General features: G+C 71.4%; 26 protein-coding genes and 1 pseudogene. 10 read left to right on the top strand and 17 right to left on the bottom strand.

The genetic code is table 11. The features are described 5' to 3' along the window. The first annotated feature begins 54 nt into the window (after positions 1-54). The 5 genes from ACQP2P_RS06245 (at position 55) to ACQP2P_RS06225 (ending at position 4,896) form a co-directional block, all read left to right on the top strand. Entirely contained in the window at positions 55-912 is an 858-nt protein-coding gene (locus tag ACQP2P_RS06245; RefSeq protein WP_433613980.1) for an ABC transporter ATP-binding protein, read from the top strand. Next, positions 909-1,694, top strand: a complete 786-nt coding sequence (locus ACQP2P_RS06240; RefSeq protein ID WP_433613979.1) for an ABC transporter permease — start codon at positions 909-911, stop codon at positions 1,692-1,694. Before ACQP2P_RS06245 ends, ACQP2P_RS06240 begins: the two co-directional genes overlap by 4 nt. 209 nt (positions 1,695-1,903) lie before the next feature. Further along, a complete protein-coding gene (locus ACQP2P_RS06235) occupies positions 1,904-4,057 on the top strand; it encodes an ATP-binding protein (RefSeq protein WP_433613978.1) in 2,154 nt (717 codons plus the stop codon). A 40-nt stretch (positions 4,058-4,097) separates the two neighbouring features. Next, a complete protein-coding gene (locus ACQP2P_RS06230) occupies positions 4,098-4,397 on the top strand; it encodes a hypothetical protein (protein ID WP_433613977.1) in 300 nt (99 codons plus the stop codon). A 28-nt stretch (positions 4,398-4,425) separates the two neighbouring features. Beyond that, a complete protein-coding gene (locus tag ACQP2P_RS06225) occupies positions 4,426-4,896 on the top strand; it encodes a hypothetical protein (protein WP_433613976.1) in 471 nt (156 codons plus the stop codon). 4 nt (positions 4,897-4,900) lie between these two features. Here ACQP2P_RS06225 and murA read toward each other — a convergent pair whose 3' ends face one another. Further along, positions 4,901-6,184 (bottom strand): UDP-N-acetylglucosamine 1-carboxyvinyltransferase, encoded by a 1,284-nt coding sequence (gene murA / locus ACQP2P_RS06220; RefSeq protein WP_433613975.1) that lies wholly within the window; start codon positions 6,182-6,184, stop codon positions 4,901-4,903. Positions 6,185-6,212: 28 nt separating this feature from the next. Between murA and ACQP2P_RS06215 the strand changes: the two genes are divergently transcribed. Then, positions 6,213-6,785: a cob(I)yrinic acid a,c-diamide adenosyltransferase gene (locus ACQP2P_RS06215; RefSeq protein WP_433613974.1), complete on the top strand. Its 573-nt coding sequence runs from the start codon at positions 6,213-6,215 to the stop codon at positions 6,783-6,785. 6 nt (positions 6,786-6,791) lie between these two features. On the opposite strand, the gene ACQP2P_RS06210 is transcribed toward ACQP2P_RS06215, so the two are convergent. The 10 genes from ACQP2P_RS06210 to ACQP2P_RS06165 form a co-directional block, all read right to left on the bottom strand. Next, on the bottom strand, positions 6,792-7,247 hold the full coding sequence (locus tag ACQP2P_RS06210) for a DUF2550 domain-containing protein (protein WP_433613973.1): 456 nt from the start codon (positions 7,245-7,247) through the stop codon (positions 6,792-6,794). 16 nt (positions 7,248-7,263) lie between these two features. Further along, positions 7,264-7,545 carry a F0F1 ATP synthase subunit epsilon gene (locus ACQP2P_RS06205; RefSeq protein ID WP_433613972.1) on the bottom strand — a complete coding sequence of 94 codons (282 nt, stop codon included), beginning with the start codon at positions 7,543-7,545 and terminating at the stop codon, positions 7,264-7,266. Positions 7,546-7,808: 263 nt separating this feature from the next. Beyond that, positions 7,809-9,242, bottom strand: coding sequence for a F0F1 ATP synthase subunit beta (atpD, locus tag ACQP2P_RS06200; RefSeq protein WP_433613971.1), 1,434 nt, complete (start codon positions 9,240-9,242; stop codon positions 7,809-7,811). Next, a complete protein-coding gene (locus tag ACQP2P_RS06195) occupies positions 9,242-10,168 on the bottom strand; it encodes a F0F1 ATP synthase subunit gamma (RefSeq protein WP_433613970.1) in 927 nt (308 codons plus the stop codon). Before ACQP2P_RS06195 ends, atpD begins: the two co-directional genes overlap by 1 nt. A gap of 3 nt (positions 10,169-10,171) precedes the next feature. Further along, positions 10,172-11,809, bottom strand: coding sequence for a F0F1 ATP synthase subunit alpha (atpA, locus tag ACQP2P_RS06190; RefSeq protein WP_433613969.1), 1,638 nt, complete (start codon positions 11,807-11,809; stop codon positions 10,172-10,174). Positions 11,810-11,847: 38 nt separating this feature from the next. Beyond that, the gene (locus ACQP2P_RS06185; protein ID WP_433613968.1) at positions 11,848-12,681 is read right to left on the bottom strand and encodes a F0F1 ATP synthase subunit delta; all 834 of its coding nucleotides are present in this window, start codon (positions 12,679-12,681) and stop codon (positions 11,848-11,850) included. Then, positions 12,681-13,226 carry a F0F1 ATP synthase subunit B gene (locus ACQP2P_RS06180; RefSeq protein WP_433619005.1) on the bottom strand — a complete coding sequence of 182 codons (546 nt, stop codon included), beginning with the start codon at positions 13,224-13,226 and terminating at the stop codon, positions 12,681-12,683. Before ACQP2P_RS06180 ends, ACQP2P_RS06185 begins: the two co-directional genes overlap by 1 nt. Positions 13,227-13,261: 35 nt before the next feature. After that, a complete protein-coding gene (atpE, locus tag ACQP2P_RS06175; RefSeq protein ID WP_223101581.1) occupies positions 13,262-13,486 on the bottom strand; it encodes an ATP synthase F0 subunit C in 225 nt (74 codons plus the stop codon). Between the two features lie 121 nt (positions 13,487-13,607). Further along, positions 13,608-14,384: a F0F1 ATP synthase subunit A gene (gene atpB / locus ACQP2P_RS06170; RefSeq protein WP_433613967.1), complete on the bottom strand. Its 777-nt coding sequence runs from the start codon at positions 14,382-14,384 to the stop codon at positions 13,608-13,610. Between the two features lie 36 nt (positions 14,385-14,420). Then, on the bottom strand, positions 14,421-14,636 hold the full coding sequence (locus ACQP2P_RS06165; RefSeq protein ID WP_433613966.1) for an AtpZ/AtpI family protein: 216 nt from the start codon (positions 14,634-14,636) through the stop codon (positions 14,421-14,423). Between the two features lie 234 nt (positions 14,637-14,870). On the opposite strand from ACQP2P_RS06165, the gene ACQP2P_RS06160 reads away from it, so the two are divergent. Further along, positions 14,871-15,305, top strand: coding sequence for a hypothetical protein (locus ACQP2P_RS06160; RefSeq protein WP_433613965.1), 435 nt, complete (start codon positions 14,871-14,873; stop codon positions 15,303-15,305). Positions 15,306-15,332: 27 nt separating this feature from the next. Here the strand turns inward: ACQP2P_RS06160 and ACQP2P_RS06155 are convergent, their stop codons facing one another. Together ACQP2P_RS06155 and ACQP2P_RS06150 are read right to left on the bottom strand one after the other, a co-directional pair. Then, positions 15,333-15,722 carry a hypothetical protein gene (locus ACQP2P_RS06155; RefSeq protein ID WP_433613964.1) on the bottom strand — a complete coding sequence of 130 codons (390 nt, stop codon included), beginning with the start codon at positions 15,720-15,722 and terminating at the stop codon, positions 15,333-15,335. After that, positions 15,719-16,428 (bottom strand): annotated as a pseudogene (locus ACQP2P_RS06150) (hypothetical protein). The gene ACQP2P_RS06155 and the pseudogene ACQP2P_RS06150 overlap by 4 nt, the downstream one beginning before the upstream one ends. Before the next feature lie 43 nt (positions 16,429-16,471). Here ACQP2P_RS06150 and ACQP2P_RS06145 point away from each other — a divergent pair. After that, a complete protein-coding gene (locus tag ACQP2P_RS06145; RefSeq protein ID WP_433613963.1) occupies positions 16,472-17,965 on the top strand; it encodes an SDR family oxidoreductase in 1,494 nt (497 codons plus the stop codon). On the opposite strand, the gene ACQP2P_RS06140 is transcribed toward ACQP2P_RS06145, so the two are convergent. Then, positions 17,925-18,494, bottom strand: coding sequence for a phosphotyrosine protein phosphatase (locus ACQP2P_RS06140; protein ID WP_433613962.1), 570 nt, complete (start codon positions 18,492-18,494; stop codon positions 17,925-17,927). The genes ACQP2P_RS06145 and ACQP2P_RS06140 overlap by 41 nt on opposite strands. Positions 18,495-18,505: 11 nt before the next feature. Beyond that, entirely contained in the window at positions 18,506-19,144 is a 639-nt protein-coding gene (locus ACQP2P_RS06135) for an L-threonylcarbamoyladenylate synthase (RefSeq protein ID WP_433084006.1), read from the bottom strand. A 159-nt stretch (positions 19,145-19,303) separates the two neighbouring features. Here ACQP2P_RS06135 and ACQP2P_RS06130 point away from each other — a divergent pair, with 159 nt between their 5' ends. Then, positions 19,304-20,380, top strand: a complete 1,077-nt coding sequence (locus ACQP2P_RS06130; protein ID WP_433613961.1) for a GNAT family N-acetyltransferase — start codon at positions 19,304-19,306, stop codon at positions 20,378-20,380. Further along, complete coding sequence (locus ACQP2P_RS06125; RefSeq protein WP_433613960.1) at positions 20,377-21,348, top strand: glycosyltransferase family 2 protein; 972 nt, start codon at positions 20,377-20,379, stop codon at positions 21,346-21,348. Before ACQP2P_RS06130 ends, ACQP2P_RS06125 begins: the two co-directional genes overlap by 4 nt. Before the next feature lie 3 nt (positions 21,349-21,351). Here ACQP2P_RS06125 and ACQP2P_RS06120 read toward each other — a convergent pair whose 3' ends face one another. Together ACQP2P_RS06120 and ACQP2P_RS06115 are read right to left on the bottom strand one after the other, a co-directional pair. Then, positions 21,352-22,044 (bottom strand): polysaccharide deacetylase family protein, encoded by a 693-nt coding sequence (locus ACQP2P_RS06120; RefSeq protein ID WP_433613959.1) that lies wholly within the window; start codon positions 22,042-22,044, stop codon positions 21,352-21,354. After that, positions 22,041-23,252: a glycosyltransferase family 4 protein gene (locus tag ACQP2P_RS06115; protein ID WP_433613958.1), complete on the bottom strand. Its 1,212-nt coding sequence runs from the start codon at positions 23,250-23,252 to the stop codon at positions 22,041-22,043. Before ACQP2P_RS06115 ends, ACQP2P_RS06120 begins: the two co-directional genes overlap by 4 nt. Positions 23,253-23,295 lie beyond the last annotated feature (43 nt).

Raw genomic sequence — 23,295 nt, 5'->3', positions numbered from 1 at the left:
GAAGGGTAACCAGGGGTCGCCGGTGAAAGTTGTCACCCCACTAGAGTGAGTGCCGTGGCGGATGCGATCACGGTGCGCGGGCTGCGCAAGGCCTACGGCAAGGCGGTGGCCGTCGACGGGGTCGACCTCGACGTGCGCGACGGCGAGGTGTTCGCGCTGCTCGGCCCGAACGGGGCGGGCAAGACGACGACGGTCGAGATCCTCGAGGGGTTCCGGCACCGCACGTCCGGCGAGGTCACGGTGCTGGGCATCGACCCGCAGCGCGGGGACGCGGCCTGGCGGGCGCGGGTCGGCGTCGTGTTGCAGAGCACCGGCGAGTTCGACGACCTGACCGCGCGCGAGGTCGTCCACCACTTCGCGAACTACTACCCCTCCGCCGCCGACCCGGACGAGATCATCACCCGCGTCGGGCTGGCCGAGAAGCAGCACGCCCGCACCCGGACGCTCTCCGGCGGCCAGAAGCGCCGGCTCGACGTCGCCCTGGGCATCGTCGGCCGGCCCGAGCTGCTGTTCCTCGACGAGCCGACGACCGGCTTCGACCCCGAGGCCCGCCGGGAGTTCTGGGGGCTGATCCGCGACCTCGCCAAGGCCGGCACCACGATCCTGCTCACCACGCACTACCTCGACGAGGCCGAGGCCCTGGCCGATCGCGTGGGCGTGCTGGCCGGCGGGAAGCTCATCGCCGTCGACTCGCCCGGCCGGCTCGGCGGCCGCGGCGACGGCGGCGCCACGGTCGGCTGGCACTCCCCCGACGGCCCGCGCAGCGAGCGCACCGACAGCCCGACCGCCGTGGTCGCGCGCCTGGCCGAGCAGTTCGGCGGCGAGGTGCCGGGCCTGACCGTCACCAGACCGAGCCTCGAGGATGTGTACCTGCGGATGATCGGCAGCCCCCAAGAAGTGAGCAAGGAATGACCACCCTGCGGCTCGGCCTCCTGCGGGGCGGCCTGGAGATCAAGCAGTTCCTGCGCAGCCGCGAGTCGGTGGTCTTCACCCTCGCCTTCCCGCTCATCCTGCTGTGCGTGTTCGGCGCGGTCTTCGGCGGCGAGATCGCGACCGGGGTCACCTTCACCCAGTACTTCGCGGCCGGCATGATCGCCGCGGGCCTGCTCGCCACCGGGTTCCAGAGCCTGGCCATCCAGATCCCGATCGAGCGGGAGAAGGGCATCCTCAAGCGGCTGCGCGGCACGCCGATGCCCCGGGCCGCCTACTTCATCGGCAAGATCGTCATGGTGCTGGCCATCGGCCTCGTCGAGACGGTCCTGCTCGTCACGGTCGCGACCCTCTTCTTCGGCGTCAAGCTGCCCGCCACCGGCGAGAAGTGGCTGACCTTCGTCTGGGTGGCGCTGCTGGGCATCACCGCCTGCACGCTGTGCGGGATCGCGTTCTCCTCGCTGGCCCGCTCGGGCCGCAGCGGACCGGCCGTCGTGACCCCCGTGGCGATCGTGCTGCAGTTCATCTCGGGCGTCTTCTTCCAGTACACGGAGCTGCCGAGCTGGATGCGCGGGATCGCCTCGGTCTTCCCGCTCAAGTGGATGACCCAGGGGATGCGCTCGGTGTTCCTGCCCGACTCGTTCGCGGCCCAGGAGCCCGCGGGCAGCTGGCAGCACGGCACGATCGCGCTCGTGCTCGGCGGCTGGATCGTGGTCGGGCTCGTGCTGTGCCTGCTGACCTTCCGCTGGACCGAACGCGACTGACCGAACGCGACCGACCGAACGCGACCGAACGCGACCGAACGCGACCGACCGAACGCGACTGACCGAACACGACCGACCGAACGCGCGAGCGAACGAACGGTTCTTGCCACCGCGGACGCCGGGATTCCTGGCGGGAGCAACGGCCCGCCGGTGACGCGGACCCGAGCAAAAATCCTGCATTGCACCCGTGCACTGCCGATCAGCGTTGGGTGACGGGTCGGCTCGGCAAGGCGGTCCGCCGGGTCGGCCGCACCGGTGCCCTGGCGATCACCCTCGTGCTCGCGCTCGGCCTCGGCGCGTCGTGGCAGGCGGCGCACGCCATCCGCGACGGGCAACGAGAGCGCGCGCAGGGCGTCCTGGACCGCGCGGCCACGCTCTCCGACGCGTCCGTGCGCTCGGAGATCCACCGCTACCTCGACACGCTGCGCACGGTCGCCGCCGCCGTCGGCTCGCACGACGAGCTCACCGCCGGCGACTTCGCCGCGACCACCGCCCCGCTGCGCCAGGCCGGGCTCGTCGGGGCGACCTCACTGGTCTTCATCGTCGCCGCGGACGACACCCAGATCACCTCGGTGCAGGACTACTGGCGCGACCGTGGCGCCCCCGACCTGCAGCTGCACGCCCAGGGCAGCGGCCACGAGCACCTGTTCACCATCTTCACCCGCCCGCTGGACACCTCGGCCGTCCTGCCCTCCGGCACCGACCTGTCCCAGGCGGCCGAGCCGACCACCGCGCTGTGGGAGTCGCGGCGCTCCGGCGAGGCCGCCGTCTCCGACACGTACGTGCTGCTGCGCGACCGCGGCCTGCCCCCCGACCGGCAGCAGCTGTCGTTCGTGCTCGCCGCGCCCGCGTACGGCGATCCGGCCCCGGACGGGCGGCGCGAGTTCAAGGGCTGGGTCGTGCTCGGCCTGCGCGGCCAGGACTTCATCGGCGGGGTGCTCACGCGGGCGACCCAGGGGCAGGCCGACGCCGAGCTGTGGGCGCAGAACGGTGGCGGCCAGGAGAGCCGCGTCGCCCGGCTGCACCAGGCCGGCCAGCACCCCGACATCCGGCGGGACCTGCACGTGCAGATCGCCAACCGGGAGTGGCGGCTGGTCGTCTCGGTCGACGCGGCGAAGATGGGCGGCTCGGCGCCGATCCTGCCGCTCGTCGTCGGGCTCGGCGGCACCGTGCTCACGCTGCTCGTGTGCGCGATGCTGTGGGCGCTCGCGGGCGCCCGCGGGCGGGCCGAGGAGCGGGTCGTGGCCGCGACCGCCGGGCTGTGCGCCGCCCAGCGCACCGCCGACAACCAGCTCGCGCTGCTCAACGGCATTCTGGACCGCATCAGCGACGGCGTCGGGGTGGTCGACGCCGACGGGGCGTTCATCGTGCACAACCCGGCCGCCCAGGCCATGCTCGGGCGGACGCTCGACGGCGACGAGCCGGGGGCGTCGCGCTTCCTGCGGCCCGACGGCGTCACCGAGTTCCCGGCGGACGAGCTGCCCCTGGCGCGCGCCCTCGCCGGCGAGTCCACCGACCGCGTCGAGATGATCCTGCGCGGCCCGGACCGGCCCGACGGGATGTTCCTGTCGGTCAGCGGGCGGCCGCTGGACCACGACGGGCAGCGCGGGGCGATCGTGGTGTTCCACGACATCACCGAGGCCCGCGAGCGGGAGGCCGACCTCGCCGCGTTCGCCGGGATCGTCGCGCACGACCTCAAGAACCCGCTGACCGTCATCGGCGCGCACGCGGAGATGGGCCGCGACGCGCTGCCGGACCGGCCCGACCAGGCCTACGACAGCCTCGAGCGCGTCGGGGCGGGTGTCGTGCGGATGCGGCGCCTGATCGACGATCTGCTCGCGTACGTCACCGCGCGCGACGCCGCCCTCAAGCCGTGCGAGGTGGACCTCGGCGAGCTCGTGGCCGACGTCGTCGCGGAGCGGATCGGGCACCTGCGGGTGCGGCCGGACGTGTACGTCGGCACGCTCCCCCGCGTCGAGGCCGATCCCGCGATGCTGCGGCACGTGCTGGACAACCTGGTCGGCAACGCGCTCAAGTACGTGCGGCCGGGCCGCGTGCCGAAGGTCGACATCAGCGCCCAGCCGTCCGGCCCCGGCTGGGTCCGCGTGGAGGTCGCCGACCGCGGGATCGGCATCCCCGACGAGGACAAGCCGCACGTGTTCGAGTCGTTCCACCGGGCGCACACCGGTCAGTCGTACGGCGGGACCGGCCTCGGCCTCGCGATCTGCCGCCGCATCGTGGACCGCCACGGCGGCACGATCACGGTGACCGACAACCCCGGCGGGGGCAGCCGCTTCAGCTTCACCGTCCCGGCCGCGGTGCCCGTGGCGCCCGAGACCGTGGACGCCCACGAGTACGCCTAGAAGGCTCCGATACGTGATCAACTGGTGGCAGACTGTGCATGTGCCCCTCATGTACCTCGCGGGATGGGCCGCTTCCGCCGGCGTGCTGGCCGCGCTGCTGCTCATCATCCGGCTGCTGAAGTACGGCGTCCCCGTCTCGCCCCCGCCGCGCCCCTCGGTCGACTACGGCCTGCTCCGCACGGTGTCGATGGTGGGCGACCTGGCCTTCGCGCGCGATGTCCGGGACCGCCTGCGCAGCAACGGCGTGCGCGCGACCCTGGCCACGGGCCCGGACGGCATGGTGCGCATCCTGGTCTTCGCCGACGAGCTGGACCGCGCCCGGCGCCTGATCAGTTCCTAGCCGCGCCGCGCCGCGCTACGGTTCGACGGTGACGAATACGCCCCGCGAGGCGGAGAGCCGCATCGGCCCGATCGGCGCACTGCTGTGCCGGCTCGTGTTCCTGGCCATCTGCCTGCCAGGCCCGATCCTGCTCATCGACGCCCTGAAGTTCGGCCCGCCCCTGTCGCCCAAGGAATTCTGGGGCCTGCTGGCCGGCGACCTGCTGGTGACGGCCGCCGGGATCGGCTTCGGCGTCTTCGGCTGGCGGCTCGTCACCCGCTCGCGCCGCGACGCGCGCCGCCTGGCCGTCGCCGGCGTCGACGCGACGGCCGAGATCCTGACGGTGGCGAACCACCTCGGCGGCGAGGACCCCGGCCTGGAGCTGCGCCTGCGCATCAGCGGCCCCGGGTTCGCCACCTTCGAGGCCGACACGATCCGCCCCGACGACCCGGCCCTGCGGCCCGGCGCGGCGCTGCCCGCCGTGGTCGACCCCGCCGACCGGCTCTTCCGGGTCGGGTAGCCGGTCAGAAGTCGAACTGGTCCGGCGGGGCGACGGAGCGCTCGACCTCCACGCCCAGGGCGCGCAGGTCCGACTCGAAGCTCGGGTAGCCCCGGTCGATGTGGTGCACGTGGCGGATCTCCGTGACCCCGTCCGCGCACAGCCCGGCGATCGCCAGCCCGGCCCCCGCGCGGATGTCCGTGGCGGTGACCGGGGCCCCCGACAGCCGGTCCTTGCCCCGCACGACCGCGTGGTGCCCGTCGGTGCGGATGTCCGCGCCGAGGCGGGACATCTCGTTGATGAACATGAAGCGCCCGTCGAAGATGTTCTCGGTCACCAGCGACGAGCCCTCGGAGACCGCCGCCAGGCCCACCGCCATCGGCAGCAGGTCCGTCGCGAAGCCCGGGAAGGGCAGGGTCACCACGTCGACGGCCTTCGGCCGGCCCGGCATCACCACGCGGAACGAGTCGGCCGCGGTGGTCACCTCGCCGCCGGCGGTCACGACCTTGTCCAGCGCGATCTCCAGGAACACCGGGTCGATGCCGTGGACGGTCACGTCGCCGCGGGTCATGGCGGCCGCGAAGGCCCACGTGCCGGCCACGATCCGGTCGCCGACGGTGCGGTGCTCGACCGGGTGCAGCTCCGGCACGCCCTGCACGACCAGGCGCGAGGAGCCCGCCCCCTGGATGTCGGCGCCCATGTCGGTCAGCATGCGGCAGATGTCCACGATCTCGGGCTCGCGGGCGGCGTTGTCGATCTCGGTCCGGCCGTTCGCGAGCACGGCCGCCATGAGCAGGTTCTCGGTCGCGCCCACGCTCGGGAAGTCCAGCCAGATGGTGGCGCCGTGCAGCTTCGGGGCGGTGGCGATGACGAAGCCGTGCTCGCCCGAGATGTCGGCGCCCATCCGGCGCAGGCCCTCGACGTGCATGTCGAGGCCGCGGGAGCCGATCGCGTCGCCGCCGGGGTGCGCGACGCGCACGTGGCCGCGGCGGGCCAGCAGCGGGCCGAGCACGCAGATCGAGGCGCGCAGGCGGCGCACGAGGTCGTAGTCGGCCTCGGTGCCGAGCTCCTCCGGCACGTCGATGGTGACGCGGTCCTCGTCCTGCTCGACCTCGCAGCCGAGCCGGCGCAGCACCTCCGCCATGATGGCGATGTCGGTGATGCGCGGCACGTTCGTCAGCACGCTGCGGCCGGTCGCCAGCAGCGCCGCCGCCATCAGCTTGAGGGCCGAGTTCTTCGCCCCGACCACCGATACGTCACCGGCCAGCCGGGCGCCGCCCATCACACGGATCACGTCCACGTCCGCCATCGTAGGGGGATTCCGTACCGTGAAAACCATGGCCATTCACCTCACGCGGATCTACACGAAGACCGGAGACACCGGCACGACGGGACTGGGCGACTTCTCGCGGGTGTCGAAGACCGACCCGCGCCTGGTCGCGTACGCCGACGTCGACGAGACCAACGCCGCGATCGGTGCCGCGCTCGCGCTGGGCGCGCTCGACGAGCGGATCGCGACGGTGCTGCGGGCCGTGCAGAACGACCTCTTCGACGTCGGGGCGGATCTGTGCAACCCCATCGCGGCCGACCCGCCGCACCCGCCGCTGCGCGTGACGGCCGAGCAGGTGGAGCGCCTGGAGCAGTGGTGTGACGAGTTCAACGAGGAGCTGCCCAAGCTGGACTCCTTCATCCTGCCCGGTGGCACCCCCGGGGCCGCGCTGCTGCACGTGGCCCGGACGGTGGCCCGGCGGGCCGAGCGCAGCGCCTGGGCGCTCTGGGAGGCCGATGCGCGACGGACCAACGAGATTGCGCTGCAGTACCTCAACCGCCTGTCGGACCTGCTGTTCATCCTGTGCCGCACGGCCAACCCGGGCGGGGACGTGAAGTGGGTGCCCGGCGGCGAGCGGTAGACAGGCTCAGCTCGCTTTGTAGCGGTAGGGCCGCGTCTCCGGGGTCGAGTCCCCCGGGGGCGCCGCCTCGACCCAGGACAGGAAGCCGGTCAGGGCCCGCTCCGCCATCGCGATCTCGACGGGCGACTGGCGGCTGACGCACCGGACGATCACCCAGTCGGGCGGCAGCACGAGCAGCTCGGCCGCGTCCGGGGCACGGCGCCGGTCGACGGCGAGCCCGCGCCGGGAAAGCACTCGGCGCGGGCCCGGCCAGAAGCTGAAGATGCGATACCACCGCAGCTCGTCGCCGGCGAACCGGGCGAGCCCGGCCGACCAGCCGCGACCGGGGATGATGGTGCTCAGGCGCACGCCGAGCTCGATGGTGCCGCCCCGCCGCGCGATCACGACCCGGCGCAGGAACAGCAACGCCAGGGCAGCGAGCAGGATCAGGACCGCGATGCCGATGCCCTCGACGATCCTCACCTGCGCCGCCCGGCCGTCAGTGCGCTGCGGAGGCGGTGGCGGGGGTGCAGCTCTCGGCGAGGACCGTCACGCCGGTGCCGGTGACGGAGATGAACCCGCCGGCGACGTCGTAGGCGAGTTCCTGACCGTTCTGCTTGATGCGCACCTGGCCCTCTTCGGCGAGCTGGCCCAGGAGCGGTTCGTGGCCGTAGAGGACGCCGAGCTCACCCTCCGTCGTGCGCGCCACGACCATGTCCGCGTCGCCGGACCACACTTTTTCCTCGACGGATACGAGCTCCACGTGCAGCTGCCTCGCCACGCTAGTTACTCCTCGTGTGCGCGATTCGGTTTGGACGAGTCTAGTCAATGATCCGACGCGCCGAGCAGTGGGCCTCACCACGTTGGCACACCTGGTGAAGCGCGTTTGCCACGCCGCGCGCGGAGCCTCGGCTCGAACACTTCAGAGCGTGACGCACGTCACCGCCCAGCGAAGTGGCTTTGCCGAAAATTGCAGATGTTCATCAACAAAGGAGAAGGCGCGCCACCGGCCCGGCGACGCGCCCTCCCGAAGACCGACGAAGGTCAGTCCTTCATCAGGTCGTGCGCCTTCTTCTCGAGGTCCTCGAGGCCACCGCACATGAAGAACGCCTGCTCGGGGAAGTGGTCGTACTCGCCCTCGCTGATCTTCTTGAACGCCTCGATCGTCTCCTTGAGGGGGACGGTCGAGCCCGGGATGCCCGTGAACTGCTCCGCGGCGTAGGTGTTCTGCGACAGGAACCGCTCGATGCGGCGGGCCCGGGCGACCGTCACCTTGTCCTCTTCGGACAGCTCGTCCATACCGAGGATGGCGATGATGTCCTGCAGGTCCTTGTACTTCTGCAGGATCCGCTGCACCTCGCGGGCGACCGTGTAGTGCTCGATGCCGACGAACTCCGGCGCGAGGATGCGCGAGGAGGACGCCAGCGGGTCGACGGCCGGGTAGATGCCCTTGTCCGAGATCGACCGCTCGAGGTTGGTCGTCGCGTCGAGGTGGGCGAACGTGGTGGCCGGCGCCGGGTCGGTGTAGTCGTCGGCGGGCACGTAGATCGCCTGGAGCGAGGTGATGGCCTTGCCCCGCACGGAGGTGATGCGCTCCTGCAGCAGACCCATCTCGTCGGCCAGGGTCGGCTGGTAACCGACGGCGCTCGGCATACGGCCGAGCAGCGTCGACACCTCGGAGCCGGCCTGCGTGAACCGGAAGATGTTGTCGATGAAGAGCAGCACCTCCTGGTTCTGCACGTCACGGAAGTACTCCGCCATGGTCAGCGCGGAGAGCGCGACGCGCAGCCGGGTGCCCGGCGGCTCGTCCATCTGGCCGAAGACCAGCGCGGTCTTGTCCAGAACGTTGCCCTCTTCCATCTCCAGGATGAGGTCGTTGCCCTCACGGGTGCGCTCACCCACGCCGGCGAAGACCGACGTACCACCGAAGTTGCGGGCGACACGGGTGATCATCTCCTGGATGAGCACCGTCTTGCCCACGCCGGCGCCGCCGAACAGGCCGATCTTGCCACCGCGCACGTAGGGCGCGAGCAGGTCGAGGACCTTGATGCCGGTCTCCAGCATCTCCGTCTTCGGCTCGAGCTCGGCGAACTTCGGGGCCGGGCGGTGGATCTCCCAGCGGTCCTTGATCTCGAGCTTCGACTCGTCGGCGTTGAGGACCTCGCCGAGCGCGTTGAACACGTGGCCCTTGGTCACGTCGCCGACCGGCACCGAGATGCCCGCGCCGGTGTCGCGAACCTCGGCCCCGCGGACGAGACCGTCGGTGGGCTGCATGGAGATCGCGCGCACCATGTTGTCCCCGAGGTGCTGGGCAACCTCGAGCGTCAGCTTCTTCGTGCCCTCGGAGAGGGTCACGTCGACGTGGAGCGCGTTGTAGATTTCGGGCATGGCGTCACGCGGGAACTCGGCGTCGACGACCGGGCCGATGACCCGGACCACGCGGCCGACCGCGGTCTTCGTGTCTGCTGGTGCAGTCATCACACATCACTTCCCGCCGCCGCCAGCGCGTTGGCGCCGCCGACGATCTCGCTGATTTCCTGGGTGATCGCCGCCTGCCGCGCGGAGTTCATCTCGCGGGTGTACCGCTTCAGCAGGTCGTCGGCGTTGTCGGAGGCGCTCTTCATGGCGCGGCGGCGGGCGGCCGACTCGCTGGCCGCCGAGTCCAGCAACGCCGCGAAGATGCGCGTGTTGATGTACTTCGGCAGCAGTGCCTCGAGCAGCGCCTCGGCGTCCGGCTCGAACTCGTACGCCGGCAGTGGCCCGCTGACCTCGGTCTCCTCGACCTCCATCGGCGCGACGATCCGCGCGACCGGGGTCTGGGTCATCAGGGAGCGGAACTGCGTGTGGACCATGTACAGCTCGTCGATGCCGAGGATGCCGTCCGGGCCCGGGCCGTCGACCGAGTCGTCGGCGCCGTTGACGAAGGCCTGGATGAGCGTCTCGCCGATCTCCGACGCGTTCTCGTAGCGCGGCTGCTCGGAGAAGCCCGTCCAGCTCCCGGCGATCTCACGACCGCGGAAGCGGTAGTACGCCACGCCCTTGCGACCGGCGACGTACAGCGCGATCTGCTTGCCCTCGCCGCGCAGCTTGGCGATCAGCTGCTCCGCGGTGCGCAGTGCGTTGGCGTTGTAGCCGCCGCACAGCCCCCGGTCGCTGGTGACGACGAGCACGCCGGCCCGGTGGACCGGGGTGCGCGGCGCCAGCAGCGGGTGGTCGAGGTTCGCGTTGCTGGCCAGCGCCGTCAGCACGTCCGTGATCGCATCGGCGTAGGGGCGGGAAGCGGCAACCCGCTCCTGCGCCTTGCCGATGCGGCTCGTGGCGACGAGCTCCTGCGCCTTGGTGATCTTCTTGGTCGACTTGACCGTGCGGATCCTCCGGCGCAGCGCCTGTACCTGACCGGCCATGCGTCAGCCCGACTTCCGGACCTGGCGGGTGACGGTCTCGCGGGACTGCTCGCCCTCCAGCGCCTTGGCCGGCGCCTCGTTGACCGTGGCCCCGCCGTCCTTCGACGCGAACACCTGCTTGAACGCGTTGATCGCCTTGGTCAGGCCTTCGACCGTGCTCGGCTCGAGCTTCTTGGTCGTGGCGATCGCGTCGAGCAGGTCCTTGTGGCTGGTGCGCAGGTGCTGCAGGAACTCGGTCTCGAAGCGGCGGATGTCACTGACCGCGATCGAGTCGAGCTGGCCCGTGGTGCCGGCCCAGATCGAGACGACCTCCTCCTCGACCGAGAAGGGCGAGTACTGCGGCTGCTTGAGCAGCTCGACCAGGCGGGCACCCTTGTCCAGCTGGGCGCGGGAGGCCTTGTCCAGGTCGGAGGCGAACGCGGAGAACGCCTCGAGCTCGCGGTACTGCGCCAGGTCGAGGCGAAGCCGGCCGGCGACGTCCTTCATGGCCTTGACCTGGGCCGAGCCGCCGACCCGCGACACCGAGGTGCCGACGTTGATGGCCGGGCGGACGCCCTGGTTGAACAGGTCGGACTCCAGGAAGACCTGGCCGTCGGTGATGGAGATGACGTTCGTCGGGATGTAGGCCGAGATGTCGTTGGCCTTGGTCTCGATGATCGGCAGGCCGGTCATCGAGCCGCCGCCGAGCTCCTCCGACAGCTTCGCGCAGCGCTCGAGCAGCCGCGAGTGCAGGTAGAAGACGTCGCCCGGGTAGGCCTCGCGGCCCGGCGGGCGGCGCAGCAGCAGCGACACGGCGCGGTAGGCCTCGGCCTGCTTGGTCAGGTCGTCGAACACGATCAGGACGTGCTTGCCGCCGTACATCCAGTGCTGGCCGATGGCCGAGCCGGTGTAGGGGGCGAGGTACTTGAAGCCGGCCGGGTCGTCCGCCGGGGAGGCCACGATGGTGGTGTACTCCATCGCGCCCTGCTCTTCGAGGGTGCCCTTGATCGCGGCGATCGTGGTCGCCTTCTGGCCGATGGCGACGTAGATGCAGCGGACCTGCTTCTTCGGGTCGCCGGACTTCCAGTTGTCCCGCTGGTTGATGATCGTGTCCAGCGCGACCGTGGTCTTGCCGGTCTTGCGGTCACCGATGATGAGCTGGCGCTGGCCGCGGCCGATGGCGGTCATGGCGTCGATCGCCTTGATGCCCGTCTGCAGCGGCTCCTTGACCGGCTGGCGCGCCATGACGTTCGGCGCCTGCAGCTCGAGCTCGCGGTAGCCCTCGTTGGTGATGTCGCCGCGGTCGTCGATGGGCTCACCCAGCGGGTTGACCACGCGGCCGAGGAAGGCGTCGCCGATCGGCACCGAGAGCACGCGGCCGGTCCGCTTGACCTGCTGGCCCTCCTCGATGCCCTCGAACTTGCCGAGGACGACGACGCCGATCTCGCGGACGTCGAGGTTGAGCGAGACGCCGAGCGTGCCGTCCTCGAACTCGAGCAGTTCGTTGGCCATGGTCGAGGGCAGGCCTTCGACCTGGGCGATACCGTCGCCGGCGTACGAGACGACGCCGACCTCCTCGCGGGAGATCTTTGAGTCAACGGACGAGACGTAGCGCTCGAGCGCGCCCCGAATGTCGTCCGAGGAGATGGTCAGCTCGGCCATCCTCAACCTTCTATCTGGAGTATCAAGCTTCGGGGTAATTACTTCGAGAGCGCAGTCTTGGCCTCGGCGAGGCGCCGGGCGACCGTGCCGTCGTAGAGGTCCGCGCCGACCTTGACCCGCACGCCACCGATGATGCGCGGATCGACGTCGACCTTCAGGGAGACGTTCCGACCGTACAACTCGGCGAGGCGACCGGCCAGGCGCTGCTCCTCGGCGTCGCTCAGCGCGACGGCGGTGGTCACGTAGGCCACTGACCGGTCCCGCTTCGCGGCGGCCAGCTCGACCAGGCGGCTGATCGAGCTTTCGAAGCCCCGGCCGCCGAAACCGGCGACCGCGAGCTGCGCGAGGCCGAGCGTGGCCGGCTTGACCTTGCCCTTCAGCAGGCCCGACACGAGCTCCGAGCGCACCGCGACGGGCACGGTGGTGTCGCCCAGGACAGCGGCGAGCCGCGGGTCGCCCGCGACGATCTGGCTGAAGCGGAAGAGCTCGTCCTCCACGTCGGCCAGGTCCCCGGCCCGGTCGGCCGCCGACAGCAGCGCGTCGGCACCGAGCCGCTCGACGCCGTCGAGCAGCGCGCCCGGCCCGGACCAGCGTCCGGAGACCAGCACGCGGAGCAGGTCGACGGTCTCGGAGCCGACCTTGCCCGACAGGATCGAGCCGATCAGCTCCGCGCGGTCGGCACCCGAGCGGCCCGGGTCGGCCAGCGCCCGGCGCAGCCGCGGCTCGCGCCGCAGCAGGTCCGCGACCGCGAGGATCTCTTCGGCGGTCTTGGAGATCGCAGCGACGTCAGCGCTCGCCGAGAGCTCGGCGAGCTTGTCAGCAGCGGCCCCGTAGGCGTCGCGGTTGGCGGTGTTCGTGAACGCCGGCTCCATCAACGCCGCCCGGCGGCACCGGCCGCGTCGCCGTCGCCGATCTCCTGGAGGAACCGCTCGACCGTGCCGCGGCGGCGGGCCTCCTCCTCGAGCGACTCACCGACGATCCGGCCGGCCAGCTCGACCGCGAGCGAGCCGATCTCGGCGCGCAGCTGGCGGACGATGGTCTGCCGCTCGGTCTGCAGGGCCTCACGCCCCGCGGCGATGATGCGGTCGCTCTCCTCGCGGGCCTTGGCGAGGATGTCCTCGCGGATGCCCGCCGCGTCGGCGCGCGCCTCGTCACGAATGCGAGCCGCCTCGGTGCGGGCCTCGGCAAGCTGCTCCTTGTACTGCTGGAGCAGCCGGTTCGCCTCAGCCTGCGCCTCCTCGGCGCGCTTGATCCCGCCCTCGATCGCGTCGACACGCGCCCGGAAGGTCTCCTCCATGCGCGGGAAGACAAACTTCATGAGCACGAAGCACAGGATCGCGAAGGCGATGCCGCCGACGACGATCTCCTGCCAGATCGGGATGATCGGGTTGTGCTCAGCTTCTTCAGCGAGGAACAGCATGGGAAACCTCCCGGCTCATTCGAAGGGGGAGGCTACTTGCCGAACACGAAGCCGAAGGCGATACCCAGCAGGGCGAGCGCCTCGACCACGGCGAAGCCGAGGAACATGTACGTACGGGTGAGGCCGGCCGACTCGGGCTGACGCGCGGTCGACTGGATGTACGAGGCGAAGACGATACCGACGCCGATGCCGGGGCCGATCGCGGCGAGGCCGTAACCGACCGCGGCCATGCTTCCGGTGATCTCTGCCAGAGCCATCTGTGAATCCTCCTGGGATCTCGCGTGAACGGTTCACGCGGGACAACTGAAAAAGGTGGAGCGGCAACGCTTTCGAAGTTCGAGAAGCGGGGGTGGGTGGTGCGAGGACGCCGGGTGCGGCTCAGTGCTCTTCGGCCAGGGTGCCGGCGAGGTAGTTGGCCGTCAGCAGCGTGAAGACGTAGGCCTGCAGGGCGGCGATCAGCAGCTCGAAGAACGTCAGCAGGATCGTCATCCCCCAGGAGACCAGGGCGATCGGCTTGAGGAAGAGGCTCTGCGCGTTGAGCAGCGCGAACCCGCCGAGCGTGAACACCAGCAGCAGCATGTGGCCGGCGAACATGTTGGCGAAGAGCCGCAGCGCCAGGGTGAGCGGCTGCAGGATGAACGCCTGCAGGGCCTCGATCGGCAGCAGCAGCGGCTGCATGAACCACGGGGCCGGCAGCACCGTCGCGTGCTTGAGGTAGCCGAGGAAGCCGTGCTTCTTGAAGCCCTGGTAGAGGTAGAGCCCGTAGGTGCACAGCGCCAGCATCAGCGGGAAGGAGATGTGGGCCATCGGCGACACCTGGATGAACGGCACGATCGAGAAGACGTTGCCGACCAGGATGAAGGTGAACAGGCTGGCCAGATAGGGCGCGAAGCGCAGCCCCTCGTGGCCGACGACGTCCTTGGCCACGCCCTCGCGCACGAAGCCGTAGAGGCTCTCGGCGAGCCACTGGCCCTTGGTGGGCACGACCTTCGGGCTGCGGTAGGCGACCAGGAAGAAGACGATCACGATCGCGGCGGCCAGCCACAGGAACAGGCTGAACTTGGTAAGCCACTCCACACCGCCGAACAGGGCGGGCGGGTAGATGTCGTCCACGCTGGGCGGGAAGGGCACCTCCGCCAGAACCTGACCGCTCACCACGTTCCTCTCGACATGTATTGAATTGCCACCGGCTCAGGCGCCGAGCTTCTTGACCACGAGGTAGATGCCGCCGGCCGCACCGAGCACGCATCCGATCCCGGTGGCGATCCCGTCCGTCCCGAGCCAACGGTCGATGAGCCAGCCGACGAAACCCCACACGGCAATGCCCGAGATGAGGTATCCGACGGCGGCCCAACCTGTATTGGCGCCACTCGCACCGGATTTCTTTGGTGACTGGTTATCCGCCATGACGCGGTGACCATATCAGCCTGCCGGGAGCACCCGTGCATCGACCCCCGCGTGCTCATCGCGCGGGGGTTCCTCATCGGGCCGGGGCCATCAACCGGCGGTCGACAACGCTACTCCTCCGAATGCTCGCGGAGGGTCAACTACACGACTTACGCATGAGTGAATGTTGCGCACGGTCACCCCCAGGGGTTTAGCTCAGCGTGCATCCTAACAATTGGTACCCGGGTGGTGACCATGCGCAACGCCGTCATCGCTTTCTTGTTGATCCTCGCGGCCGTCGTCGTGACGAAGACCGGCCGCGACCAGACACCTCGGCCCGTGGGCGGGATCACGGGCACACTGTGTTCCATTTCACCACAGCGTGTCACACAGCGTGATGGAAAACTCATCGGCGAGGCCCGGTTCCACTGCGACTCCCCCGGCCCGGACCGGCTCGCGCTGACCGTCCGGCTGCAGCGCAGCACCGATGCGGGCTGGACGACGGTGGCGCAGCAGACGTTCACGGCGGCCAAGGGCGAGACATTGCGCTCCGTACCGGCCGCTCAACGCGCTCGCCAGGTCACCGCGGCCTGCTCGGCCGGCACGTATCGAACAGCGGCGGAATGGTCGGTGAACGGCGGCCGAACCGGCACGGCGCTCGGCTCCGAACGCCGCAGCCCCTGTCGTTGAGGCCTGCCGCACAACTGGGGCGGGGCCTCAGACCTCGACGTAGGGGATCTTGGCGCGCCACACCCACACAGCGTGCGCGGTCATCCAGGCGATCACCGACACGATCACCGAGACGCCCATCCACGGCAGCCCGGCCCAGTTCGTGTTCAGGGCGCCCCACATGGCGAACCCGATGATCGTGAACTTGATGATGTAGGTCGCCAGCGCCACCGGCAGCAGCATGTGGTGCGCCTTCAGGTCGGTCCAGGCGATGACCAGGCTGGAGACCACGTAGCTCAGGGTGACCACCGCGACCCCGGCCGCGTCCCCGCCGACGCCGGTCCAGCCGTCGCGCCACAGCGCGATGGGCACGGTGACGACCAGCACGATCGCCATCGCGAGCAACTGGGCGGGAAGGTGGTGCAGCCGCTTCTTCATCGCGTCGAAGGATACGCGGGGAACGCGGATGTGAGCTCCCGCACCCGCTGCGTCACCGGCTCGCCGCGGACGGCCGCGGCGATGAGCGCCGCGATCCGCTGCATCTCGGGCTCCTTCATGCCCTGGGTCGTGACCGAGGGCGTCCCGACGCGGATGCCGGAGGCGGTCATCGGCTTCTCGGGGTCGTACGGGATGGCGTTCTTGTTGAGCGTGATCCCGCCGGCGTCGCAGCGCTCCTCCGCCTCGCGGCCGGTGATGCGCAGCGCGCGCAGGTCGATGAGCGCCAGGTGCGTGTCGGTGCCGCCGGACACGGGCCGCATGCCCTCGCCCTCCAGCGCCGCGGCCAGCGCCTTCGCGTTCGCGACGACCTGGCGGGCGTAGTCGGCGTAGGCGGGCTGGGACGCCTCCCGCAGCGCCACCGCCTTCGCCGCCACCGCGTGCATGAGCGGCCCGCGATGCCCAGCGCCTCGGCCCGGTCCACCTCGCCGCAGCCGCCGTAGTAGCGGCGGCCCGGGTAGCCCTCGGCGTACTTGTTGGTGAGCGTGGAGCCGAGCACCGCGAGCACGGCCGGCGAGGTCGGGTTCTCGCTCGCGATGAGCTGGAGCCCGCCGCGCAGGCGCGCGAGCTCGTCGAGGACGACGTCGGCGATCTCGGGATCGGTCGCCCGCAGCGCGTCGAAGTCGGGCCCCCAGTAGGTGTCGCCCATGAAATGAGTCTAGGGGCCGATTGCGCAGGGTAAGCATGAAGTCATGCGATGTCTGGTGACCGGCGCGACCGGGTACGTCGGCGGCCGCCTGGTCCCCCGCCTGCTGGCGGCCGGGCACGAGGTGCGCTGCCTGACCCGCGACCCGCGCCGCCTGCGCGACGTGCCCTGGGCGGATCGCGTCGAGATCGTCCCCGGCGACGTGGCCGAGGACGAGGGCCTGGCCGAGGCGATGCGGGGCGTCGAGGTGGCGTACTACCTGGTGCACGCCCTGGGCCAGGAGTCCTTCGAGGACGTCGACCGCCTCAGCGCGCTCAACTTCGCCATCGCGTGCGAGCGGGCCGGGGTGGAGCGGATCGTGTACCTCGGCGGCCCCGTCCCGCCCGGCAGTGCCATCAGGGCCTCCGCGCACCTGCGCTCCCGCGGCGAGGTCGGCGACATCTTCCTGCGCTGTGCCGTGCCGGCCACGGTGTTGCGCGCCGCGGTCATCATCGGCTCGGGCTCGGCGTCGTTCGAGATGCTGCGGTACCTGACCGAGCGGCTGCCGGTCATGGTCACCCCCGCCTGGGTGCGCAACCGCATCCAGCCCATTGCGATCCGCGACGTGCTGCGGTACCTCGTCGCCGCCGCCACGGTCTTCCCGCCCCCGGTGAACCGCGCGTTCGACATCGGCGGCCCGGACGTGCTCACCTACGCCGGGCTGATGCAGCGCTACGCCCGCATCGCCGGCCTCCGGCGCCGCGTGCTGCTGCCCGTGCGCGTGCTGACCCCGCGGCTGTCGTCGTACTGGGTGGGCCTCGTCACCCCGGTGCCGAACCGGATCGCCCGTCCGCTCGTGGGCAGCCTCATCCACGAGGCGGTCTGCACCGAGCACGACATCGCCGCCTACGTGCCCGACCCGCACGACGGCCTCACCGGCTTCGACACCGCGGTCTCGCTCGCCCTGCGCCGCATCCGCGACGCCGACGTGGAGACCCGCTGGTCCGGCGCCATGCTGCACAGCGCGCCGAGCGACCCGCTGCCGAGCGACCCGGCCTGGTCGGGCGGCAGCGCCTACCGCGACGAGCGCGCCCACTACACGCGGGCGTCGCCCGAGCAGCTCTGGCACGTGATCGAGTCGATCGGGGGCGAGCACGGCTGGTACTCCTCCCGCCTCGCCTGGTCCCTGCGCGGCGGCGTCGACCGGCTCTTCGGCGGCGTGGGCCTGCGCCGGGGCCGCCGCGACCCGCAGCGGATCTACGCCGGGGAGGCGGTGGACTTCTGGCGGGTGGAGGAGATCGTCCCCGGCGAGCTGCTGCGGCTGCGGGCCGAGATGAAGATGCCCGGGCGCGCGTGGCTGGAGCTGCGCGCCGCCGTCGACGAGCAGGACCGCACCGTCTACGAGCAGGTGCTCGTGTTCGTCCCGCGGGGGCTGGCCGGGCACGTGTACTGGCGCTCGGTCGCCCCGCTGCACGGGCTCGTCTTCGGGCGCATGGCGCGCAACATCGCCAGGGCCGCGCTCAGCGTGCGAACAGCGCCTCAGCCAACGGCGCGGTCGTAGCGCGGATCTCGTCGGCGACCCGGCTGAAGTACGAGTCGGCGCGGCCCCACGGGTCGTCCACCTCGTCGGACTCCAGGGCCGGCCGCCCCGCCCGCGCGCGATCGGCCGCCTCGACCAGGGCCACCCCGCGCTCGTACGCGCTCGCCCCGGCGGGTGGCTCCAGGCCGCGGATCAGCCGGCCGAACTCGCCGAGGACGAACGTGCGCGCGGCCGCGTCCGGGCGCAGCTCGGCCACGAACTCGACCTGCTCGATCGTCGCGGTGAGCACGAGGTCGGAGGCGTCGACGTGCTCGGCGAGCAGCTTGCGCGCCCTGAACCCCTCGACGCTGCCGCCGCGGGCCAGCACCTGCCGGGCCGCCTGCGGGTCCATCGGCTCCCCCGCGTGCCAGCCACCGGTGCCGGCGCCGTGCACGTAGAGCTCGTCCGCCGAGCCACCCAGCGCGAGCGCGTCGGCCACGAGGAGCCGCTCGGCCATCGGCGATCGGCAGATGTTGCCCATGCAGACGCACAGCACACTGAACGGCGCCATCAGCCGGCCTGTCAGGACTCGAGCGCGATGAGGTCGGGCACGACCTCCCGCAGCTTCTCCAGCGGGATCGCGCCGGCCCGCAGCACCCGGTGCTCGCCGCCGACGACCGAGATGATCGTGGACGCGACGGGCTCGGGGCAGGGCCCGCCCTCGAGGTACACGCTCACGGAGTAGCCCAGCTGGTCCCGCGCCTCGGCGGCGGTCTCGGCCGGCGGCTGCCCGTGCTTGTTGGCCGACGACACCGCCATCGGGCCGGTCTCGCGCAGCACCTCGAGCGCGATGGGGTGCAGGGGCATGCGCACCGCGACCGTGCCGTCGGTGCTGCCCAGGTCCCACTGCAGGCTCGGCGCGTGCTCCACCACGATGGTCAGCGCACCGGGCCAGAACGCGTCGACCAGGTCACGGGCGGCCTGGGGCAGGCCGAACACGAGCCCGTCGAGCGTGTGCCGCGAACCCACCAGCACCGGCACCGGCGTGGTGCGGCCCTTGGCGTTGTTGAGCGCGGTGACGGACCAGGACTTGAACGCGTCGGCGCCGATGCCGTACACCGTGTCGGTCGGCATGACGATGAGGTCTCCGCGGCCAACGGCCTCGATGGCGGCGGCGATCCCGCGCTCGCGCTCGGCGAGCACGCTGCAGTCGTAGAGCATCACGAGACGCTAGTCTGCCACCCGTCGAACCGCGCCCAACGGTGGCCGTCCGGTGCGCATAGCCGACACTCGAAGATGTTTCGGCACCACCCGCCGGACCGGCAGGATGGACGCGCCCGGACGACGCTCGCGCGAAGCGATTTGGGGAGAAGACACTAGGTGAAGATCTCGGTTGTCCGTGCGACTGATCTCGGCCCGGCGGAGCTGGACCGCTGGCGCGCCCTGCAGCAGGCGGACCCGGCCCTGGCCAGTCCGTTCCTGTCACCCGAGTTCACCCTCGCGGTCGCCCGGGTGAGGCCCGCCGCACGGGTCGCCGTGCTCGAGGACGACGGCCAGGTGGCCGGCTTCTTCCCCTACGAGGTCCGCCGGCGGGTCATCGGCGTGCCGATCGGCTTCGGCATCTCCGACTGCCAGGGGCTCGTGCACGCGAAGGGGTTCGAGTGGGACCCGATCGCGCTGCTGCGCGCGTGCAACCTCCCCGTCTGGGAGTTCGATCACCTGATGGGCGATCAGGCCCCGTTCGCGCCCTATCACCAGGAGCGCGCGGGTTCGCCCATCATGGACGTCTCCAAGGGCTATGAGGAGTACATCGCCGACCGGATGCGCGAGGGCGACGTGGTCCGCCAGGCCAACCGCAAGCAGCGGGGCATGGTGCGCGACCTCGGCGAGGAGCGCTTCGTCTGGGAGGACCGCAGCGACACCGCGTTCGACGCCCTGCGGGCCTGGAAGTCGGCGCAGTACCAGCGCACGCAGCAGTACGACCGGTTCGACACGCCCTGGATCCGCCAGGTCATCGACGACCTGATGACCTCCGACGCGCCCGGGTGCCGCGCCGTCGTCTCCACGATCTACGCCGGCGACCGGCCGGTCGCGGCCCACCTCGGGCTGCGCAGCGAGTCGGTGCTCGCCTACTGGTTCCCGTCCTACGACACCGAGCTGCACAAGTACTCGGCCGGCATCCTGCTCTGCCTGCGCATGGCCGAGGCCGGGGCGGCGGACGGCATCGGCCACATCGACCTGGGCAAGTCCAAGGCGCTGTACAAGGACCGGCTGCGCAACGACGAGCTGCCGGTGGCCGCGGGGCGGGTCGGGCGGTCGTGGTCGGTCACCTCCGCGCGGCGGGCGCAGGACGCGATGATGCGGTCGGTGAAGACCGGCAAGGTGGGCGACGCCCTGCGCAGCGGGCGCACCGGCAAGCTGCTGCGCATGGTCAAGTCGCGGCTGGCGGGCAAGTGAACAACCCGGAGGCGAACGTGCAGGACGAGGCCGTCGCGGTCGTCGTGGTCACCTACAACAGCGAGCAGCTGCTGCCGGCCCTGATGGAGTCGCTCGGCACCGGCCTGGACGGCGTGCGCTGGCACCTGACGGTGGCGGACAACGCCTCGGCCGACGGCACCGTCGACGCGCTGCGCCGGCTCGCGCCCGAGGCCACCATCGTCGAGATGGGCCGCAACGCCGGCTACGCCGCGGGCATCAACGCCGCCGTAGCCGTGGCCGGTCCGCACACGGCCGTGCTCGTGCTCAACCCGGACGTGCGGCTCGGCCCCGGCTGCGTCCGCACGCTGCTGGACACCCTGCGCACGCCCGGGGTCGGGCTCGCCGTGCCGCGCATCGAGGACGGCACCGGGCGGCTCATCCCCACCCTGCGCCGCGAGCCCTCGATCCCGCGCATCCTCGGCGACGCGCTGCTCGGCGCCCGGCGGGCCGGGAAGTTCCGGGTCCTCGGCGAGGTGATCACCGATGACGCGTACTACGAGCAGGAGCACATGGCCGACTGGGCCGAGGGCTCGACCATGCTGGTGAGCAAGGAGTGCTGGGAGCGCTGCGCGCCCTGGGACGAGTCGTTCTTCCTGTACTCCGAGGAGACCGACTTCGCCCTGCGCGCCCGCGACGCCGGCCTCGGCACGCGGTACAACCCCGCCGCCCGCGCCGTGCACCTGGAGGGCGACTCGCGCGTCTCGCCCCGGCTGTGGGCGCTGCTCACCACCAACCGGGTCCGGCTCTACCGCCGCCGGCACTCCCTCGCGGCCACGTCGGTCTACTGGTCCGCGCTCCTGCTGCGCGAGTCCAGCCGGGCCGTCACCGGCAAGCCGCAGAGCCGCATGGCGGTGAAGTCGCTGCTGAGCCCCACCCGCATGCGCGAGACGCCGGGCCCGTGGACGGTCCACCCCTCGGTGCCCCGCCCGGCGCCCGCGCGCGGCTGAGCCTCAGCGAAGCCGCTTGACGGTCCCGGCCAGCGCGTTGCGGGTGCGCATGGCCGGGGTCCGGCTCGCGGCGATCTGGGCCCGGAAGCTCTGGGCGGTGTCGCCCCGGCGGACGCTGTACCGCGGCTGCAGCCACCGCCCCCGGCGCGCGTAACGCCGGTCGCTCGTGAACACCTCGGCGTAGCCCAACCGGCGCAGCTCGCTCAGCGTCTGGCGGTCGTAGCGGCCCAGCGGGCAGGCGGCCTGCGTGACGGGGGCCCCGATGACCTCGGCGATGGTCTCGCGCGCGGTCACGAACTCGTCCCGGCGCCGCTCGGCGTCCAGGCCGCGCCACGGGTGGTGGTGCATCCCGTGGGTGCCGATGTTCATGCCCTGCCGCCGCAGCTCCCGCACCGCGTCGGCGTCGAGGCTGCCGGGCGAGCGCAGCCGGCCCGCCAGCACGAAGAAGTCGGCGGTCAGCCCCCGCTCCAGCAGCGCCGGCAGGCCGACGGTGATGTCCGAGGTGTTGCTGTCGTCGAAGCTGAGCCGCAGCGCCGGCAGTTCGCCCGCGGCCGAGGCGGCCACCACGTCGTCGAGGATGCGGTGGAACGTGTCCGCGTCGATCCAGTACGTGTCCTCGCCCGGCTCGAGCTCGCGCTCGGGCGTGCCGATCCCGTGGAACAGGACGTTGAGGACCTCGCCGTCCGACGAGGTCATGAGGCCTGCGCCCGGCGCAGCCGCTTGGCCAGCAGACGGTTCCACACCTCGATGTAGCCGCGGCTCTGGTGCTCCCAGGACAGCTCGTGGGCGAAGCGGGCCAGCCCGACCTCGCGCATCCGCTGCCGCTCGGCCGGGTCGTCCAGCAGCGCGGCCAGGGCGGTGGCGTACTCGTGCGGCGTGCCGTGCTCGACGTACACCGCGGCCTCGCCGGCGCTGCGGCGGGTCTCGATCAGGTCCGCCGCGACGACGGGCACCCCGCGGCCGAGGTACTCCACCGTCTTGGCCATCGTCGAGAGGTTGTTCATGCGCGTGGGCAGGTCGGGCTGGATGGCCACGGTCGCCTTGCGCAGCAGCTCGTCGATGGCCGGGCCCTCGAGCCAGCCGGTGAACTCCACGACGTTGCCGAGGCCGCGATCCGCGACGAGCTTGGTCAGCGCGGGCAGGGTCTCACCGTCGCCCGCGATGACCATCCGCCAGTCGGGCCTGGGCCGCAGCCGGAGCAGCTCCTCGGCCGCCAGCACCGCGCCCTCGACGTTGTCCTGGGGGCCGAGCACGCCGAGGTAGACGATCGTGTGCTCGTCCGGCGCGCTCTGCTGCGGCGAGGCGGGCTTGATCTCGCCCGCGCTCGGGCCGTTGCGCACGACGGTGATCTTCTCGGGCTTGACGCCGCGGCCGAGCGCGTTGGTGCGGTAGGACTCGTTGGTGGCGAAGACCGCCGTCGCCGTGCGCAGGGTGAGCCACTCGAACGCGACCAGCGTGCCGAACACGAGGCTGTTCGGCGTGCCGGAGCGGGTGGCGTAGACCTCGGGGCACAGGTCGTGGTGGTCGAACACCCACGGGCGGCCCAGCGCGCGGAACAGGATCGCCAGGGGCCAGTACGCGTCCGGCGGATTGCACACCTGGACCGCGTGGGCCCGCCCGGCGAGGATCTCGCCCAGCAGCCGGAACGCGATGCAGATGAACGACCAGGCGAACTCGACCGCGAAGGTGACGACACCGCTGCCGTAGACCTTGACGGGGTACGGCTTGAGCCGGGTGTTCCGGCTGTTCGGCAGGGTCTTGAGCGACGGGTCACCACGCGGGGCGATGACGGTGACGTCGTACCCGTTCGCCTCGAGACTCAGGCACTCGCGGATGACGCGACGGTCTCGCTCCGCGGGCAGGTTGGCCACGAGGATTGCGACGTGCGGCCGCGTATTGGCCATGGTCCGGATCGCCCCGTTCCGCCGTTGAGACAGGAAAGTACGG

The sequence above is a fragment of the Dactylosporangium sp. CA-139114 genome (assembly GCF_050955725.1).
In the GTDB taxonomy this organism is placed as follows: Bacteria; Actinomycetota; Actinomycetes; order Mycobacteriales; family Micromonosporaceae; genus Dactylosporangium.
This window is presented reverse-complemented; position numbering and strand designations above follow the sequence as displayed.